Raw genomic sequence first — 17,355 nt, 5'->3', positions numbered from 1 at the left:
GAACCCCGCCATGCCCGCACCGCCCCAGGCCACGCCGCAGGAACGCCGCCGCTTCTGGCTGTTGCTGCTGATCGCGCTGGTGATGCTCGGCGCCGGCATCGGCCTGCGCGATCCCTGGCCATCGGACGAACCGCGCTTCACCCTGGCCGCCGCGCAGATGGTCGCCAGCGGCGACTGGCTGTTCCCGCATCGCGGCATCGAGCTGTACGCCGACAAGCCGCCGATGCTGATGTGGCTGGAGGCGGCCAGCTTCGAGCTGGTGCGCAACTGGCGCATCGCCTTCATGCTGCCTTCGCTGCTGGCCGGACTGGGCACCCTGCTGCTGGTCTATGACCTGGGCCGGCGACTGTGGAACCGCCGTACCGGCCTGTATGCGGCCGGCGCGCTGCTGCTGGCGTTTCAGTTCGTCTACCAGGGCCAGCGGGCGCAGATCGATCCGCTGGTGGTGTTCTTCATCACCGCAGCCAACTGGGGCCTGCTGCACCATCTGCTGGCGCCGCCCGATGCCGCCGGCAGCCGCACCGCGAACTGGCCGATGTACTGGCTGGGCTGCTTCTGCGCCGGGCTGGGCGTGATCACCAAGGGGGTGGGCTTCCTGGCCCTGCTGATGCTGCTGCCCTACGCCTGGGCCGCGTGGCGCGGCTGGGACGGCGTGGCACGCCCCGACCGTGGCGCCTGGTGGCGCTGGCTGCTGGGGCTGGCGGCGGCGCTGGCCGCCATCGCGCTGTGGCTGGTGCCGATGCTGCTGGTGGCGCATGCGCGTGCGGACGACCCGGCCTACCCGGCTTATGTGCGCGACATCCTGTTCCACCAGACCGCTCAGCGTTATGCCGATGCCTGGCACCACATCCATCCGTGGTGGTACTACATCCCGATCGTGTTGTTCAGCTGGCTGCCGCTGTCGCTGACCTACCCAGGCAGCGTGCCGCGCTGGCGGCGGCAGCTGCAGGCGGGCGACGCGCGGATCCTGCTGCCGCTGGGCTGGGTGCTGCTGGTGCTGATCTTCTTCAGCGCTTCGGCCGGCAAGCGCGATGTCTACGTGCTGCCGATGCTGCCGATGGTGGCGCTGCTCACCGCACCATTCCTCGACGATCTGCTGCGCACACGCTGGCTGCGTGCATCGGGCCTGCTGTTCATCGCACTGATGGGCAGCGCGCTGCTGCTGGTTGGCGGCTACGCGCTGCTGTCGCACTCGCCTTGGGTGCTCCGGTTCGCGCTGCGCCACGAGTTGGCCGACGGCGGTGCCGGACTGTGGTGGATGTGCGTGACGATCGGTGCGGTGCAGCTTCTGCTGGTCGCCGCGCTGCGCATGCGCCGGGCCGTGCTGGCGGTGGCCGGAGGCATGGCCGCACTGTGGCTGGGCTGGGGTTGCTGGGGCGTTCCGCTGCTCAACGCGTCGAGTTCGGCGTCCGGCCTGATGACCGAGGTACGCAGCCACCTTGACCCGGGCGACCAGATCGGCCTGGTGGCATGGAAGGAGCAGAACCTGCTGATGCTGAAATATCCCGCCGTCGATTTCGGCTTCAAGGTGCCATGGCATATCCAGTTCGCCCTCGCCACTCGCTGGCAGGCGCAGGCACCCGCCACGCGCTGGCTGTTCGTGCAGCAACCGGCCATGGGCGATTGCGTGAACCGCACCAAGGCGATCTACTTGGGCCACGCCAACCAGCGCGACTGGTGGATGTTCAAGGCCGATGCCGTCACAGTTGGCTGCACTTCAACCAACGACGAGACACCCAATCAGCCAGCCAACGATCCTGAATGATCGAATGACCCTCTTTCCGAGCACGCCATGACCAACCAACCCCTCCACGTTGCCCGTTTGCGCCTGTTAGGACGTGACAATGGCGCAGGTCTGACGCGCGAATTGCACCTGACCGCCGACATGCTTCGCGCAGTAGGCTTGGATACTACTGTTTCCGGTTTACCACACCGCGGCCGGGCGGCTGAATGGCTGACGCGATTGAAAATGCGTATTGCACCGACCGATTACGACATCAACGTGTTCTTCGAGCGCATCCGCCCCGAATTCATACCCGGCGCGCGGCGTAATGTGCTCATTCCTTTTCCTGAGTGGTTTCGCGACGAGGATCGTCCTCATTTGCAACGGATCGACGAAATCTGGACCAAAACACACCATGCCTCTCCTCTATTTGAAGCGCTGGGAGCACGGGTCCGGTTCATCGGTGGCACCAGCTTCGACCGCATGCTGCCGAACGAGCCCCGCAAGCACGCTTTCTTCCACGGGCCGGGACGCAGTGGCAACAAAGGCACAGAAGCATTGCTCAAGCTCTGGTCTGAGAACCCTCACTGGCCCAAGCTGACTCTGATCTGGCGCCGCAAGCGCATGAACGTGAATGAAGTCCCGGCCAATGTGAACTGGATTCGCGACTTCATCGACGACGACGAATATCGGCGTTTGCAGAACGCGCATCGTTTTCACCTGTGTCCGTCCCAGACTGAAGGCTATGGTCATTACCTGGTCGAGGCCATGAGCTGCGGCGCCGTAGTCGTGACACTCGATGCCGAGCCCATGAATGAAATGGTGACAACCGAGCGCGGTATGCTTGTGCCGGCAATTCCAGCTGGAACACAACGCTTATCCACGCTCTATGGTTTCACTGAGGTCGCCATGCACGAAGCCATCCGGCGATGCATTGCCATGACCGAGTCGCAGGCCGAGGTACTCGGCCAGGCAGCGCGCGCCTGGTTTGTGGCTAACAGCAAGGCCTATCCCCAACGACTGAAGGCTATTGCCGAACACCTCGCCACTAAAATTCGCGACTGAGAATCAGTCCAAAAAATCAGCCAGATGATCGGCGATACCGCGTTCGCAGCGCGCGATGCGCTGCTCAACCGTGGCGCGGAACAGGCGATTGTTCGGCAGGCTCATGTCGTCCACGTCCGGCTGCGCGCGCGAGGCATGCTCAAGATGCACCGCCAGCGCCGCCCACTTCAGCTGGCGCCGACGCACGCCCGCGTTTTCCAGCCGCGCGGCCAGTTCGCGATCCTCCGCACCGTAGCCTTCCATGCGTTCGTCGAAACCGTTCACGCGCAGCAGGTCGTCACGCCAGAAGCTCATGTTGCAGCTCATCACGCGGCCGCCGCGTTGCTGACGGGCCTTCCAGCGCGCCAGCCGGGGCGCACGAAAAGCGTAATGCCGGCGGGTGCCGTCGAACGCGTGGAAGTCCGCCGCCGACCACGGCGCGAACACCGGCCGGCCACCTGCCAGCAGACGGGCCGTCTCCGCCGCGGTGGCCTTGAGCCGGCCGCCCTGCAGGAACAACCCGCGACCGGCCAGCGCCAGATGGTCGGCGAGGAAAGCCGGGTGCAGCAGCATGTCGCCGTCGATCAGCACGATGTAGTCGCCATGACTGGCGGCAATACCGCGGTTGCGGCAGCGGGCGGCACGGAAACCCAGGTCGTCCTGCCAGATATGGCGCACGGGGCAGCCCAGCCACTGCGTCCACTGCTCGACCACGACGCGCGTCGAATCGCCCGAACCGTCGTCGGCCACGATCACCTCGTCGGGCAGGCGCGTCTGCGCGGCCACGCTGGCCAGCACGCGATCCAGCGCCTCGGGCCAGTTGTAGGTGATCACGATCAGGCTGACCTTCATGCCTTGTCCACCGGTTGCCGCCGCGCACGCAGGCCGCGCAGCAGGATCGTCAGCGCGCGTTCGACCCGCTTCCACCACGGCGAAGTGCCGCGCATGGCGATGTCGGCGTACAGGCAGGCATCGTCCCAGGTGGGTCGGGCGCGCGACTTGAACTCGGCCTTGGCCAGGTCCAGCGCGTACGCGTCCAGCTGCATGCGCTGCACGTAATGGTTGATCAGGCAGCGCGTGCGGAACTGCGCGGCGAATTCGCGCATGCGCGCCTGCTCGTGCCACCAGCCGTTGCGGCCATGGATGCGGTAGTCCACGTTGCCGGTGGGCAGGAAATATTTCTTCGCGCCGAGGATGCTGGCACCGAACACCAGACAGTTGTCGGCCGAGATGCGCCAGTTCGCCACGAACTCCGCCGGCAGGTCGAGCACGCGCGCAGCCAGCCGGCGGCGCAGCGCCAGCGCCGAGGTCGGGGCACCGAACCAGCGTGCACGCACCCAGGTGCCGAGCACGGTGTAGCCGAGGTCGACAGCCTCTTTGGCGTAGCCCTGGGTGCCGGATTCGTTGCCGACCAGGCGCACGTCGGAAAACACGAAATCGACGTCCGTGCGAGCCTCGAACAGCGCGCCCACCTGGCGCAGGTAATCCGGCCCCCAGCGATCGTCGGCGTCCAGGAAACACACCAGTTCGCCCTGTGCCGCGGCCAGGCCACGCTGGAAGGCGGCGAGCTGGCCGCCGTTCTCGCCGAACACCAGCTTCACCCGCGGATCGTGCCCATAGCGGGCGCGCAGCTCGTCGGGCGAGCCGTCGGTGGAACCGTCGTCCACCACGATCACTTCGCGTGGCGCGCGCGTCTGCGCCAGTGCGCCGTCCACCGCCTCGGCGACGAACTCGCGGTAGTTGTAGTTGGTGACGATGACGGAAAAGCTGAGCGGAGCGGCCATGTCAGGCCTCCAGCAGCTGCCGGAAGTAGGCGATGGTTTCGCGCAGGCCGTCGTCGATGCCCACCTTCGGCTGCCAGCCGAGCCGGTCCCTGGCCAGGCTGATGTCGGGCTGGCGCTGGCGCGGGTCGTCCGCCGGCAGCGGACGGAACACCAGCTTCGATTTTCCGCCCACCAGCGCCAGCACCTTTTCGGCCAGCTGCAGCATGGTGTGTTCGACCGGATTGCCGATGTTCACCGGGCCGGTGAACCCCGCTTCGGAATCCATCATGCGCACCATCGCCTCGATCAGGTCGTCGACGTAGCAGAAGCTGCGCGTCTGGCTGCCGTCGCCGTAGATGGTGATGTCCTCGCCGCGCAGCGCCTGCACGATGAAGTTGCTCACCACGCGGCCGTCGTTGGGATGCATGCGCGGACCGTAGGTGTTGAAGATGCGCACCACCTTGATGTCCAGCGCGTGCTGGCGGTGATAGTCGAAGAACAGCGTCTCGGCGCAGCGCTTGCCTTCGTCGTAGCACGAGCGCAGGCCGACCGGGTTCACCTTGCCCCAGTAGTCCTCGCGCTGCGGGTGCACCTCCGGGTCGCCATAGACCTCGCTGGTCGAGGCCTGCAGGATGCGCGCCTTCACCCGCTTGGCCAGGCCCAGCATGTTGATCGCGCCATGCACCGAGGTCTTGGTGGTCTGCACCGGGTCGTGCTGGTAGTGCACCGGCGAGGCCGGACAGGCGAGGTTGAAGATGCGGTCCACTTCCACGTAAAGCGGGAAAGTGACGTCGTGGCGCATCAGCTCGAAATACGGGTGCCCCAGCCGGTGCGCGATGTTCTGCTTGCTGCCGGTGAAGAAGTTGTCCGCGCACAGCACGTCATGGCCGTCGGCCAGCAGCCGGTCGCACAGGTGCGAGCCGAGAAAGCCGGCACCGCCGGTCACCAATACTCTGTTCATCGCCACTCGCTGTCCGGCAAAACCGCATTAACGCGGCATCGGGGCATCTAGTGTACGCGAGGCGGCCGAATTCGCCGCAGCACGTGCACGCGCCTCCAGCCCGAGTGAAAGGACGAACGGCAGCCAGATCAGCAACCAGCCCGGACGGGGGCTGTCCAGCAGCTGCGGCATGTCGAACTGCAACGCCACGCTGGCATAGACCCACAGGCCCAGCACGACCCGGCCCAGCGGCTGCGTGCGATGACGCCACCCGCTCCAGGCGACCAGCGCCCACATCGCCATCATCAGCAAGAGGCCCGGCAGGCCCAGTTCGATCGCCGTCTGGGTCAGTATGTTGTGGCTGTGGACCAGATGCAGGTCACCCACGTTGATGACGAACGGTGCACCCTGCCCCCAGCCGCGCAAGGGATGCTGGGCGATCAGGTGCATGGCCTGTACCAGAATCTGCGGGCGATAGGAGGCGCCCCGCTCGAGCAGCACCGGCAGTGGCCGCACGGCCAGCACCACGATCAGTACCAGCACGGCCAGCGCCACGGAGACGGTCAACCGCCGCCGGTACCACAGCGGCGTGGCCAGGGCGCAGCAGGCCAGCGCCAGCCAGACGCTGCGCGACTGGGTCAGCAGGACGAAGCCCAGCGCTGCCAGCAGCGCCAGCATGCAGGCCACCATGTAAAACCGTCGCCGGGGAAGCAGCTGGCCGAGCCAGACGCAGACCGCACCCAGCGCCGCCGCCGCATAATTGGCGGTGGCGATCACGCCGTCACCCACGATGCGATCGCCCGGCACCGGTGCCGAACGCAGGAACTTCGCCGTGTAGTACAGCGCGCACAGGCTCATGACACAGCCCGCCACCGGCAGCAGCCCGCGCATGCGTTCCGGTCGAGTGCCGGCCCAGAGGTGGCATCCCAGCACGAACAGCAGCACGCTGAGTATCCGGCCAAGCTCGTCGCCGGGGCGGTGCACCGTCGACCAGGTCAGCGACAGCATGGCCCAGGCCAGCAGCGCCAGGAATACGCGGAACGCCGGCTGCGGCCACAGTTCGCGCCACCAAGCCGCACGCAGGCGGATCGCCGCATACAGCGACGGCAGATAGAGCAGCAGGGCCAGGCTGTATTGATACTGCCGGCCCGGGTTGTAGGAAATGCCCGAAGGCATCACCAGCATGCCGACCATCATCCAGGCGATGCCGAGACCCAGCGTGACGCTCCAGAAGCGGGAGCCGGTCAGGTTCGAGCCATTCATGCGCGCATGCTTTCCATTCAACGATCCAGCGGAACAGGTTTCCAGCAATCCCGGCGCGGCCGGACGTCATGCCGCCATGACATCCGTCCCGACCACATGTGTGCCAGTTCGATCGCCACACGCAGGTGTGCGCACGCGCGCATGCATCCTCGTGCGCGCGACGTCTGGAGCTGGATCATGCAGCGGTACGACTGAAGCCCAGCCCACCGGGGAGTGCCGCATGGCGCACCTTACATGCCACCCCCGGCATTGCTCAACATGCGTGCCGCTTTCGTGCCCCAAGCGCAAATACATGCGTCGCGGACCGTGAATTCCGGGCATCGCCGACAGCGGCCTGACCGTTAGAATGGGCGCATGCCGACCCTGCCCATCACGCTCGCCGTCATCACCCACAACGAAGCCGACAGCATCGCCCGCTGCCTGGACAGCGTGCCGTTCGCTGCCGAAAAGCTGGTAGTGGATTCGGGCAGCGACGACGACACCGTGGCCATCGCCCAGGCGCACGGCGCGCGGGTGCTGCACCAGGACTGGCTGGGTTTCGGGGCGCAACGCAATGTCGCCAGCGCCCAGTGCAGCCACGACTGGATTCTGGTGCTGGATGCCGACGAATACCTCTCGCCCGAGCTGGCGGCCGAGCTCGAACGCCGCCTGCCCGCCCTGATGGACAGCGCGACACCGGCCGCCTGGCTGCGCCGCCGCACCATCTACATGGGCCGGCCGATGCGCTGGTACCGGCCCAACGTGGGCGAGAAGCTGGCACGGCTGTACCACCGCGACCGGGCCCGCTGGAGCGACGCCCGCGTGCACGAGTCGCTGCGCTTCGAGGGCGCGGCGCCGACCTTCGACGCCCCGTTCGACCACGCCAACAACCCGACCCTGGCGCACAAGCAGCTCAAGGTATTGCGTTACGCCGAACTGAAATGCCGCGACTGGCTCGACCGCGGCAAGCCGGTGCGCATGTGGCAAACGCCGCTGGTGTTCGCGCTGGCCTTCATCAAGGACTACCTGTTCCGGCTGGCCTTCCTGGACGGCTGGCGCGGCTACATGATCGCCCACACCGCCGCCACCTACGCGGCGTACAAGCGCATGCGCTACTACGAAATGGTCCACAACCCGGAGTCGGTGGCGCAGGCGGCCAACCAGCTCCAACGACATGGCATCGACCGCTGATGAGCGAACCAAAGCATTACCTGCTGTATGGCTCCGAGCGCTATGCGCTGGCCATCCTGCGCCCGGTCCAGGCCGCCATCCGCGCTCGTGGCGACGAGGCCGCTTGGTTCTTCGACGGCCCCGGCGCGGAAGACCTGCACGACGACGAGCGTCTGCTGACCGTCGAGCAGGTGCGTGCATGGAAACCGCGCGCGGTGATCACCTCGTCCAATGCGGTTCCGCATTTCTTCCCCGGCGTGAAAGTGGAGACCTTCCACGGCTTCGACGCCGGCAAACCGCGTCACATCTATGTGCGCGGTTTCTTCGACCTGTACTGCACCACCGGTCCGCGCGACACCGCGCAGTTCCAGGCGATTGCCGACCGCGAAGGCCATTTCAGCGTGATCCAGACCGGCTTTCCCAAGCTCGACCCGTTCATGCGCGAACTGGCCGGGCCGCCGCAGCCGGTGCGCCAGCCGCCGGTGATCCTGTATCACTCCACGTTCTCGCCTTCGTGGAGCGCGGCCGAAACGCTGTACGAGGAAGTGAAGCGGCTTTCGCGTGACGGTCGCTGGCGCTGGATCGTCACCTTCCACCCGAAGATGAACCCGGACACGGTGGCGAAGTTCAAGGCGTTGCAGAACGAGCACCTGCGCTTCGCCGAGAACGACAACATCCTCGAACTGTTTCCGCAGGTGGACATGATGTGCTCGGACACCTCGTCCGCACTGAACGAGTTCCTGCTCACCGGCAAGCCGGTGGTCACCTTCCGCAACCGCCGGCCCGGCCCGCAGCTGATCGACATCGACGACCCGCAGGACTTCGAGCCCGCGATCGAGCGTGCGCTGGCGCGACCGCCCGAACTGATGCAGGCGATCCGCGACTATGCCGACGCGATCCATCCGTATCATGACGGCCGCTCGAGCGAGCGCATCCTCGATGCCATCGACACCTTCATCGCGGCGGGCGGGCGCAACCGCAGGCTCAAGCCCTGGAACTTCTGGCGCAAGCTGAAGATCCGTCGTCGTATCGGTTACTGGGGCCCGGCACGCCTGCCGCGCTGAGCGCCCGCTAGAATCCCTGTCGTTTCCACCAAGGTCCTTTTCGTGTCGAACGCCTACAGCCGCTCCGAACACCTTCGTTCCCTGTGGCCGTGGCTGCCGCTGTGGACCGTTGCCGCCCTGCTGGCGATCTTCTCGCACGGGCCGATGCCGCTGTACTCCACCCGCACGCTGGCGGTGGCCTGGGAGATGTGGGCACACCACGACTGGCTGGTGCCCCACCTGAATGGCCAGCCGTACAGCGAAAAGGCGCCGCTGCTGTTCTGGCTGATCCACGCCGGCTGGTTCGTGTTCGGCGTGAACGACGTGTGGCCGCGGGTACTGGAAGTGATCTTCGGCGGTGCCGAGCTGGTGCTGCTGTCGGTGATCGCGCGGCGCATGTTCCCGGAACACCCGTGGGTGGCCAAGGCCGCGCCGTGGATGCTGCTCGCGTTGTCCTACGCCTTCCTGTTCGGCCTGCAGGTGATGTACGACGTGCTGCTGGCGATGTGGGCACTGGCGGCCCTGCTGAGCCTGACTCCGACCCTGCGCCGGCAGGAACCGCGCTGGTTGCTGTTCGGCCTGTGCATCGGGTTTGGCCTGCTGACCAAGGGCCCGGTGATGCTGCTGCACGTGCTGTTTCCGTGGCTGCTCGGCCCGCTGTGGAGCAACTGGGCACGCACTCACCGGGCACGCTGGTACGGCCGCGGCACGCTGGCCGTGCTACTCGGCCTGGTCATGCTGCTGGCCTGGGCGCTGCCCGCCGGTTTTGCCGGCGGCGAAGCCTACCGGCACCGGCTGTTCTTCAGCCAGACCGCCGCACGGGTGATCCACGGGGTCCAGACGGCCAAGCCGCTGCAGAGCCATGCGCATCCGGTGCTGTGGTACGTGCTCATGCTGCCCGCGCTGCTGTTCCCGCTGATCGGCTGGCCACGTGCCTGGGTGGCGCTGGCCACGCTGCGCCGGCCGCTGTCGTCGGGCATGCGTTTCGCCCTGTGCTGGGTACTGCCCACGTTCGTGGTGTTCTCGCTGATCCGCGGCAAACAGCTGTACTACCTGCTGCCAGAACTGGCCGGCACCACGTTGCTGCTGGCCGGCGCGGTGGCGGTGCTGCGCGAGCGTCGCCCGGCGCTGGCCCGGCGCGCCTGGCTGGGCACCTGGCCGCTCGGCGTGTGCAGCATGACTTTCGCGGTCTTCCTGTTCGTGCTCCCGGCGCTGGTCGCCAGCCACCGCCTGCACAGCGAATGGATGGTCAGCCTGGCCAGCTACAGCCGCTTCTTCGGCGCCCTGTTCCTGCTGCTGGGGTTGCTGTTGCTGCTGCGCGGACGCGGCGAGATGCGACGATTGGCCGTGGCCGGGCTGATCTGCACGCTCGGACTCAATACGCTGTTCACCCTGACCTCGTGGTCACGCTTCGACCTGGGCCCGAGCACCCGACTGGTACGCGTCGCCGCGGACGCGCACCATGCGCTGGCGATGGTGGGCAACTACGACGGCGAGTTCACCTTCGCCGCCCGTCTGCGCCAGCCGGTCACCATGCTCTATGGCAACCCGCCGCTGCTGGCCTTCGCCAAGGCACACCCGGATGGACTGATCATCGCCCACCCGAGCAAGCTCGACGCCGCGATGTTGCGCTACGCCATGCTCGTGCAGCCGTTCCGTTCGACCTGGATCGTGGTGTGGCCCGCAGCCACGCTGGCCGACCTGCACAGCGGCATCACGCCGCCGGAGCCAGCGGAACCGACGCGGGTCTATTCCCCCAGCGACTGGCGCTACCGCACCCTGCCATGAATATCGACGCACTGCGCGCGCAATGTGGCGGTCCGCGCGATGGCTCGCTGCTGCGCTTCGCGCTGGGCAACGCGCTGCTCGGTCAGGGCGACCACCAGGCCGCGATCGTGGAACTGCGCCAGGCGCTGGCATTCGACGCCACCTATTCGGCGGCCTGGAAGCTGCTGGGCAAGGCCTGTCTAGCCGCTGGCGACAGCAGCGGTGCCGGTGATGCCTGGCGACAAGGTATCGCCGCCGCGCAACGGCACGGCGACAAGCAGGCGGAAAAGGAAATGGGGGTGTTCCTGCGCCGCCTGGACAAGGCGGACGGCAAGACCACGTAGCCCGTCCCCGGGCTTGTCAGGGCTGCTTCGGCCGCGCGTAGGGATTCGGCAGGTTGTGCGCCGAAAAGCGCCGGTACTGCCACTGGTACTGCGCGAAAGCCCGTTCGATGCAGGCCTCGACGCCACGGTTCAGCGCCGTGCAGGCCACTTCCAGGTCGGGGTCGGCCAGCCCGGCGGGTGCCGGCAGGAAATGGATGCGGTAACCCGCCCCCCGCGGCAGGCGCTCGGCAAAGGCATACAACACCGTGGCGCCGGTACGCGCGGCCAGCCTGGGCAGCAGCACCATGCTCAATGCCGGACGCCCGAAAAACGGAGCGATCTGCCCTTCGCCTTCACGCGGCTTCTGGTCAGGCAGGATACCCACCGTGCCGCCCGCGGCCAGCCGCTTGTAGAGCGTACGCACGCCGGCACCCTCGGCACGCACCTGTTCCGGCGCCAGTGCACCGCGCACCCGGCGCAGCAGGGGTTCCAGCGCGGCAAAGTGCGGCGGGCGATACAGGATCGCCATCGACGTGCGGCGGCACAGCCAGTAATTCAGCAGTTCCCAGCAGCCTAGGTGGGGCGCGGCGATGATCACACCCTTGCCCGAGGCCAGCGCGGCATCGAAAAGCTCGCCGCCACGCACCTCGCGAACCAGGGCCAGCGCGGGTTCGGCGCCGCCGCCCCAGATTTTCACGATTTCGGCCACCGACTTGCCGGCCTCGGCCAGTGCCGTACGCTGCAACCTGGTCCGTTCCGCCTGGTCCAGCCCGGGCCGGGTGATCGACAGGTTCACCGCCACGGTATGCGCCATACGGCCATGTCGCCACGACGCCAGCCGGCCGAACGATGCCCCGACGGCATGCAGCACGCGCAGCGGCAGGCGCCCAAGCAGGCGCAGCAGCAGATAGATGATGTAGATGTCGAATCGCATGCGGCACGCAGTGTAGCGGCTGTCGCCGCGGACTTGCCTCGACGACGCCAGTCGCTATGCTTGGGCGTCCCATCAGACGGCCCTCCATGATCGCCCTGATCCAGCGTGTCAGTAACGCCCATGTCGATGTCGACGGCCAGACCGTCGGCGCCATCGGTGCCGGACTGCTGGCCCTGGTCGCGGTACAGCCGGATGACAGCGAGGCACAGGCCCGGCGTCTGCTCGAACGGGTGCTCGGCTATCGCGTGTTCGCCGACGCGGACGGCAAGATGAACCGCTCGCTTGCCGACACCGGCGGCGGCCTGCTGCTGGTCAGCCAGTTCACCCTTGCCGCCGACACCCGCTCCGGGCGCCGCCCCAGTTTCACCACGGCCGCGCCGCCCGAGCACGGACGCCGCTGTTTCGAGCACTTGGTCGAGCTGGCCCGCGCCGCCCACCCGGGGGTGGAAACTGGACGTTTCGGTGCCCATATGCAGGTGCATCTGGTCAACGACGGTCCGGTGACCTTCTGGCTGGAGGCGCACTGAACGATGCTTCGACGACCCGCAGAAAACGCCGTTCTGGCGCGATTCTTGCGTGGCGGGCGCACGACTTTTCCACCTTGAAAACTGGTCAAAAAAGCATCACATCGTTATACTGATCGGTTCCTGCATACGCGGCGGTAGGTATGAACAGCAAAGCTCCCGAAGAACAGTCCGAAATCAAGGCGCTCATCTCCAAGGGCCTGGAACAGGGCTACCTGACCTACGCCGAGATCAACGACCACCTGCCCGACGACATCGTCGATCCGGAGCAGATCGAAGACATCATGGCGGTGCTCAAGGGCGTCGGCATCGAGGTGCACGACGCGGCACCCGACAACGACAATCTCGACGGCGCCGCACCCGGCAGCAGCAGCGACGACGAAGCCGCCGAAGAAGCCGTGGCGCTGCTCTCCGCGGTGGACGCCGAAGTGGGCCGCACCACCGACCCGGTGCGCATGTACATGCGCGAGATGGGTACCGTCGAGCTGCTGACCCGCGAAGGCGAGATCGCCATCGCCAAGCGCATCGAGGAAGGCCTGGGCCAGGTTCAGACCGCCCTGGCCAGCTTCCCGCTGACGATCGAGCTGCTGCTGGAAGAGTACGACCAGCACCTCGACGGCAAGCGCCGCCTGTCCGAGATCCTGGCCGGCTTCCTGGACCTGGAAGCCGCCGCCGACGCCGCGCGCCAGGAAGCTGAAGAAGCCGCCGCCAATGCGCCCGAAGACGACGGCGAAAGCGATGGCGACGACGACGACAGCGACGACAGCGACAGCGACGACGACGACAACACCTCCAGCGGCCCCGACCCGGAAGAGGTCAAGCGCCGCATGGAGCTGCTGCGCGACTTCTACGGCAAGTTCCAGAAGGCCGCACCCAAGGCCACCAGCATCACCGACAAGAAGATCGTGAAGCTGCGCGACCAGATGGCCGAGGAATTCCTCAAGCTCAAGCTGCCCAGCGCGCTGATCGACGGTTTCGTGCGCAAGCTGCGCGAGGTGGTGGGCAACATCCGTCACCACGAGCGCGTGCTGATGGACATCTTCGTCAAGCAGGTGAAGATGCCCAAGAGCGAGTTCCTGAAGACCTTCCCCAGCAACGAAGGCAACCCCGAGTGGGCGGCCGAGCTCAGCCGCAAGCGCCAGAAGTGGACGCCCAACATCAAGGCCCACCGCGAGGCGATCGACGCCGAGCAGGAAAAGCTGGCCGCGATCGAGCAGAAGCTGTTCCTGCCGCTGACCGACATCAAGGACATCAACCGCTCCATGAGCGTGGGCGAGGCCAAGGCCCGCCGCGCCAAGAAGGAGATGGTGGAAGCCAACCTGCGCCTGGTGATCTCGATCGCCAAGAAGTACACCAACCGCGGCCTGCAGTTCCTGGACCTGATCCAGGAAGGCAACATCGGCCTGATGAAGGCAGTCGACAAGTTCGAATACCGCCGCGGCTACAAGTTCTCGACCTACGCCACCTGGTGGATCCGCCAGGCGATCACCCGTTCGATCGCCGACCAGGCCCGCACCATCCGCATCCCGGTGCACATGATCGAGACGATCAACAAGCTAAACCGCATTTCCCGCCAGATGCTGCAGCAGTTCGGCCGCGAGCCGACGCCGGAGGAGCTGGCCAAGGAAATGGACATGCCCGAGGACAAGATCCGCAAGGTGCTGAAGATCGCCAAGGAACCGATCTCGATGGAAACCCCGATCGGCGACGACGAGGATTCGCATCTGGGCGACTTCATCGAGGACAGCAACGCGTCCTCGCCGATCGAGTCGGCCACCGAGACCGGCCTGATGGAAACCGTGCGCGACGTGCTGGCCGGGCTGACCCCGCGCGAGGCCAAGGTGCTGCGTATGCGCTTCGGCATCGACATGAACACTGACCACACCCTGGAAGAGGTCGGCAAGCAGTTCGACGTCACCCGCGAGCGCATCCGCCAGATCGAAGCCAAGGCGCTGCGCAAGCTGCGCCACCCCAGCCGCTCGGAACAGCTGCGCTCGTTCCTCGACGTGGACTGAGCCAGCAACTCAAGTCACAAACGACAACGGCCGCGCAAGCGGCCGTTGTCGTTTCTGTCGCCACTCAGGGATTCCACAGCCTCGACGGGCTAGCATGCAGGTGGCAGCAGGCTGCCTTCGCTTCACGTTCACTTGCAATATCCTGCATGACAGCACCCCAACCTGCGGAACGGACCCATATGACACCAGCAACCTCGACTCCTGCCGCTGCGACGCCGACCCGTTACGACGGACTCACCATCACCCTGCACTGGCTGACTGCGCTGCTGGTCGTCACGCTGTTCGCACTGGCGATGATCTGGGACGCCTTTTCCCACCAGACGCGCCTGGCACTGCATTCCCTGCACATCTCCCTGGGCATCGTGCTGGCGGTGGTGCTGGTGATTCGCCTGGCCTGGCGCGCCACGGGCGGGCGGCGGTTGCCGCTGGCCGTGGAAGGCTTGCAGGGCCTGGCCGCCAAGGCCATGCATCACCTGCTGTACCTGCTGCTGGTGGCACAGGTCGCACTGGGCCTGGCCTGGCGCTGGGCGCAGGCCGAGTCGTTCGAGTTCTTCGGGCTGTTCCCGATGCGCTTGGCTACCGAACGCCGCGGCTCCCTGTCGCACACCTTCGGCAATCTGCACGATGTGATCGGCTGGACCATCATCGTGCTGGCCGGCATGCATGCCGCCGTCGCGTTGTATCACCACTACGGCATCAAGGACGGCGTGCTGAAGCGCATGCTGGGCGGTCAGGCTCAGCGCTGAGTCACCGGGCGCGGCACACAACAAAAAGGCCGGGCATCCCTGCCCGGCCAAAGCTTCCCTGCCATACGCCTCCATCATCAGCCGGACATTCCGTCCCTGATCCGGCCAGACCCCGGGCCCACTCAGGCCCGCTCCGTCGACTCCGTCGCCGAGCCGACTCCTTCTTCAAGCAGACCCGCGTCTGCCCGCTCGGCCAGCAGTGAACTGGCGAGCTGGATCAGCGAACCCAGACCCTGCCCGCCGTTTTCGCCACCGAGGGCGATCTTCGGAACGATGGCGATCTTGCCGTCGCGGATCGCTTCGGCGAACTGCGTGCCCAGCGTGTTGATCAGCTGCAGCCGCGCACCCTCGCCGGTCAACGCCTGCGACTTGGCCTGGATCGCCGCGGCTTCTGCCTTGCCGACCGCCGCGATGGCCGACGCACGGCCGTCACCTTCCGCGCTGAGGCGACGACGCTCGGCGTCGGCATCGATGCCGATCACCTCCGCGCGCTTGTTCGCCTCCACCACCGACGCCTCGCCCACGTTCTTCTTGATCTCGACCTGGATCACCGAATTGGTCAGCTCGGCCTGGATGTCGGTCTTGGCCCGCGCCTCGCGCAGCGAGCGCTCCTTCATCGCGGACTGCTCCTGCAACTCGTAGGTGCTGACCTGCTCGATTGCCACCTGGCGGTCGCGCAGCTGGTTGAGGATGGTGTCGATACGCGCACCGGACGCGTTGCCGGCGCTGCCGTGCGGCGTGCCGATGAGTACCTCCTGCAGCTCCAGGTTGTAGGCGGCGAAGCGCGCCATCATCTCGCTGCCGGCCAGCCGCTGGATCGCCGCACGGTCCTGGATCAGCTGGATCAGCGTCTTGGTCTGACCGATGTTCTTGAAGTACGCGCTGACCATCGGGTCCAGCGTCTGGTCGACCAGCCGCTTGATGTCGCCGAAGCGCTGCACCACCAGCGGCGCCTTGCGGTAGTCGATATGCACCACCACCGACAGCGGCAGCAGCGGCTCGAACGCGTCCTTGGTGATCAGCGATACCTCGGTCAGGTCCTCGTCGTAGCGGTGGATGTTGGTGACCTCCGGCGTCCATTTCAGGATGAAGTTGGTGGTCGGCACCAGCTGCACCTTGCCCGCATACGTGTTGAACGCATATTTGCCAGGCAGCAGCGGTTCCTTCCACACGCCGCGGCAATCGCTGTCGACCAGCTCGCCATGCGAGTAGCCCTCACCCGAACGGTCCGCACCCACCTTGCCGATGTAGGACACGACCACGCCCACGAAGCCCACCGGCACCACGGTCTTGGGAATGAAATCCACCGTGGCGAACAGCCGGTTGATGTAATACGTACCCTCCACCAGCACCTGGTGCTGGCGACCGCGGTTGCCGCCGGCGCGCAGGAACGCGTCGATGTTCTGGAAGTTGTTGTGGAAGGTCGCCACATTGGTCGGGTCCTGGCCGACCCGCGGCGCCACGATCTCGTCCGGCGGCAGCACCGGACCGTCATGCACGGTGACCACGCCAAGCATGTCGTTGGCCATGTCCTCGCCGGTGCCGCGTGCATGGCCGCTGACGATCACCACCGGCCAGAAACCGCGTCGATCACTGAGCATCGCGCCCATGTGCTCGATGGTGTCGGCTTCCTCGCGCGACAGCAGCAGACCGTGGACGCGATTGGCGGTGATCACCGCGAACTGCGCCAGGTTCAACGCATAGGTACCTTCGCGCAGAATCGTGCGCTGCGGTCCCTTCTGGCCACCGCCACGCAGGAACGACGCAACATCGACGATGCCGCCGTCCACGCTGCGACCCAGCGCCTGGCCATCGACCAGATCCTTGCCGTCGCGGGCGAACAGGTAGCCGATCTCGCCCTGCGGAATGGTCACCAGATCCTGCTTGTGCACGCGGTACTGGAACGGGAAGAAATAGTGCAGACCGCCGCGCAACACCCGCGGCTGATAGCCCACTTCGCTGTTCAGCGCGATCAGCCCCTGATCCAGCGATGCAGCGCCCCACAGGCGTTCGACGATGCCGACGCGATCGTTGGGAATGTAGACGATGGCGTTGGAGGCATACACCAGCAGCGCCAGTATCAAGACGGCAACAGCCGTCACAATGAGCCAGGTCATGATT

Annotated in this window: 15 protein-coding genes; 9 read left to right on the top strand and 6 right to left on the bottom strand. The window is 66.3% G+C overall.

All coding sequences use genetic code 11. The features are described 5' to 3' along the window. Positions 1–10: 10 nt before the first annotated feature. Entirely contained in the window at positions 11–1,765 is a 1,755-nt protein-coding gene (locus RA164_RS00555) for an ArnT family glycosyltransferase (RefSeq protein WP_329742049.1), read from the top strand. A gap of 27 nt (positions 1,766–1,792) precedes the next feature. Continuing rightward, positions 1,793–2,788: a glycosyltransferase gene (locus RA164_RS00550; RefSeq protein ID WP_329742048.1), complete on the top strand. Its 996-nt coding sequence runs from the start codon at positions 1,793–1,795 to the stop codon at positions 2,786–2,788. 3 nt (positions 2,789–2,791) lie between these two features. Here RA164_RS00550 and RA164_RS00545 read toward each other — a convergent pair whose 3' ends face one another. The 4 genes from RA164_RS00545 to RA164_RS00530 are packed head-to-tail and all read right to left on the bottom strand — an operon-like array spanning position 2,792 to position 6,733. Further along, positions 2,792–3,619: a glycosyltransferase family 2 protein gene (locus RA164_RS00545; RefSeq protein ID WP_329742047.1), complete on the bottom strand. Its 828-nt coding sequence runs from the start codon at positions 3,617–3,619 to the stop codon at positions 2,792–2,794. Next, a complete protein-coding gene (locus RA164_RS00540) occupies positions 3,616–4,551 on the bottom strand; it encodes a glycosyltransferase family 2 protein (protein WP_329742046.1) in 936 nt (311 codons plus the stop codon). The genes RA164_RS00545 and RA164_RS00540 overlap by 4 nt, the downstream gene beginning before the upstream one ends. Position 4,552: 1 nt before the next feature. Beyond that, positions 4,553–5,491: a UDP-glucuronic acid decarboxylase family protein gene (locus tag RA164_RS00535; RefSeq protein ID WP_329742045.1), complete on the bottom strand. Its 939-nt coding sequence runs from the start codon at positions 5,489–5,491 to the stop codon at positions 4,553–4,555. A 27-nt stretch (positions 5,492–5,518) separates the two neighbouring features. Next, the gene (locus tag RA164_RS00530; RefSeq protein WP_329742044.1) at positions 5,519–6,733 is read right to left on the bottom strand and encodes an O-antigen ligase family protein; all 1,215 of its coding nucleotides are present in this window, start codon (positions 6,731–6,733) and stop codon (positions 5,519–5,521) included. Between the two features lie 354 nt (positions 6,734–7,087). Here RA164_RS00530 and RA164_RS00525 point away from each other — a divergent pair, with 354 nt between their 5' ends. The 4 genes from RA164_RS00525 to RA164_RS00510 are packed head-to-tail and all read left to right on the top strand — an operon-like array spanning position 7,088 to position 11,036. Beyond that, a complete protein-coding gene (locus tag RA164_RS00525; protein WP_329742043.1) occupies positions 7,088–7,903 on the top strand; it encodes a glycosyltransferase family 2 protein in 816 nt (271 codons plus the stop codon). Further along, positions 7,903–8,946, top strand: coding sequence for a CDP-glycerol glycerophosphotransferase family protein (locus RA164_RS00520; protein WP_329742042.1), 1,044 nt, complete (start codon positions 7,903–7,905; stop codon positions 8,944–8,946). Before RA164_RS00525 ends, RA164_RS00520 begins: the two co-directional genes overlap by 1 nt. 42 nt (positions 8,947–8,988) lie before the next feature. Then, complete coding sequence (locus RA164_RS00515) at positions 8,989–10,713, top strand: ArnT family glycosyltransferase (protein ID WP_329742041.1); 1,725 nt, start codon at positions 8,989–8,991, stop codon at positions 10,711–10,713. Next, entirely contained in the window at positions 10,710–11,036 is a 327-nt protein-coding gene (locus tag RA164_RS00510; protein WP_329742040.1) for a tetratricopeptide repeat protein, read from the top strand. The genes RA164_RS00515 and RA164_RS00510 overlap by 4 nt, the downstream gene beginning before the upstream one ends. A 16-nt stretch (positions 11,037–11,052) precedes the next feature. Here the strand turns inward: RA164_RS00510 and RA164_RS00505 are convergent, their stop codons facing one another. Then, positions 11,053–11,949 carry an LpxL/LpxP family acyltransferase gene (locus RA164_RS00505; RefSeq protein WP_329742039.1) on the bottom strand — a complete coding sequence of 299 codons (897 nt, stop codon included), beginning with the start codon at positions 11,947–11,949 and terminating at the stop codon, positions 11,053–11,055. An 86-nt stretch (positions 11,950–12,035) separates the two neighbouring features. Here RA164_RS00505 and dtd point away from each other — a divergent pair, with 86 nt between their 5' ends. The 3 genes from dtd to RA164_RS00490 all read left to right on the top strand — a co-directional run bounded on the left by dtd (position 12,036) and on the right by RA164_RS00490 (position 15,234). Further along, complete coding sequence (gene dtd, locus RA164_RS00500; protein ID WP_329742038.1) at positions 12,036–12,476, top strand: D-aminoacyl-tRNA deacylase; 441 nt, start codon at positions 12,036–12,038, stop codon at positions 12,474–12,476. A 140-nt stretch (positions 12,477–12,616) separates the two neighbouring features. Then, a complete protein-coding gene (rpoD, locus tag RA164_RS00495; protein ID WP_329742037.1) occupies positions 12,617–14,488 on the top strand; it encodes an RNA polymerase sigma factor RpoD in 1,872 nt (623 codons plus the stop codon). A gap of 179 nt (positions 14,489–14,667) precedes the next feature. Continuing rightward, positions 14,668–15,234, top strand: a complete 567-nt coding sequence (locus RA164_RS00490) for a cytochrome b (RefSeq protein ID WP_329742036.1) — start codon at positions 14,668–14,670, stop codon at positions 15,232–15,234. A 122-nt stretch (positions 15,235–15,356) separates the two neighbouring features. Here the strand turns inward: RA164_RS00490 and RA164_RS00485 are convergent, their stop codons facing one another. Next, complete coding sequence (locus RA164_RS00485) at positions 15,357–17,351, bottom strand: SPFH domain-containing protein (RefSeq protein WP_329742035.1); 1,995 nt, start codon at positions 17,349–17,351, stop codon at positions 15,357–15,359. Between the last annotated feature and the right edge of the window lie 4 nt (positions 17,352–17,355).

Origin of the sequence: Dyella sp. A6 (genome assembly GCF_036320485.1) — a bacterium.
In the GTDB taxonomy this organism is placed as follows: Bacteria; Pseudomonadota; Gammaproteobacteria; order Xanthomonadales; family Rhodanobacteraceae; genus Rhodanobacter_A; species Rhodanobacter_A aluminiiresistens.
This window is presented reverse-complemented; position numbering and strand designations above follow the sequence as displayed.

Excerpts from the sequence above, each read along its gene's own strand:
- RA164_RS00530 (WP_329742044.1), bottom strand. The coding sequence starts at position 6,733 with ATGAATGGCTCGAACCTGACCGGCTCCCGCTTCTGGAGCGTCACGCTG.
- RA164_RS00525 (WP_329742043.1), top strand. The coding sequence starts at position 7,088 with ATGCCGACCCTGCCCATCACGCTCGCCGTCATCACCCACAACGAAGCC.
- RA164_RS00535 (WP_329742045.1), bottom strand. The coding sequence starts at position 5,491 with ATGAACAGAGTATTGGTGACCGGCGGTGCCGGCTTTCTCGGCTCGCAC.
- dtd (WP_329742038.1), top strand. The coding sequence starts at position 12,036 with ATGATCGCCCTGATCCAGCGTGTCAGTAACGCCCATGTCGATGTCGAC.
- RA164_RS00490 (WP_329742036.1), top strand. The coding sequence starts at position 14,668 with ATGACACCAGCAACCTCGACTCCTGCCGCTGCGACGCCGACCCGTTAC.
- RA164_RS00545 (WP_329742047.1), bottom strand. The coding sequence starts at position 3,619 with ATGAAGGTCAGCCTGATCGTGATCACCTACAACTGGCCCGAGGCGCTG.
- RA164_RS00540 (WP_329742046.1), bottom strand. The coding sequence starts at position 4,551 with ATGGCCGCTCCGCTCAGCTTTTCCGTCATCGTCACCAACTACAACTAC.
- RA164_RS00485 (WP_329742035.1), bottom strand. The coding sequence starts at position 17,351 with ATGACCTGGCTCATTGTGACGGCTGTTGCCGTCTTGATACTGGCGCTG.
- RA164_RS00510 (WP_329742040.1), top strand. The coding sequence starts at position 10,710 with ATGAATATCGACGCACTGCGCGCGCAATGTGGCGGTCCGCGCGATGGC.
- RA164_RS00550 (WP_329742048.1), top strand. The coding sequence starts at position 1,793 with ATGACCAACCAACCCCTCCACGTTGCCCGTTTGCGCCTGTTAGGACGT.
- RA164_RS00505 (WP_329742039.1), bottom strand. The coding sequence starts at position 11,949 with ATGCGATTCGACATCTACATCATCTATCTGCTGCTGCGCCTGCTTGGG.
- rpoD (WP_329742037.1), top strand. The coding sequence starts at position 12,617 with ATGAACAGCAAAGCTCCCGAAGAACAGTCCGAAATCAAGGCGCTCATC.
- RA164_RS00520 (WP_329742042.1), top strand. The coding sequence starts at position 7,903 with ATGAGCGAACCAAAGCATTACCTGCTGTATGGCTCCGAGCGCTATGCG.
- RA164_RS00555 (WP_329742049.1), top strand. The coding sequence starts at position 11 with ATGCCCGCACCGCCCCAGGCCACGCCGCAGGAACGCCGCCGCTTCTGG.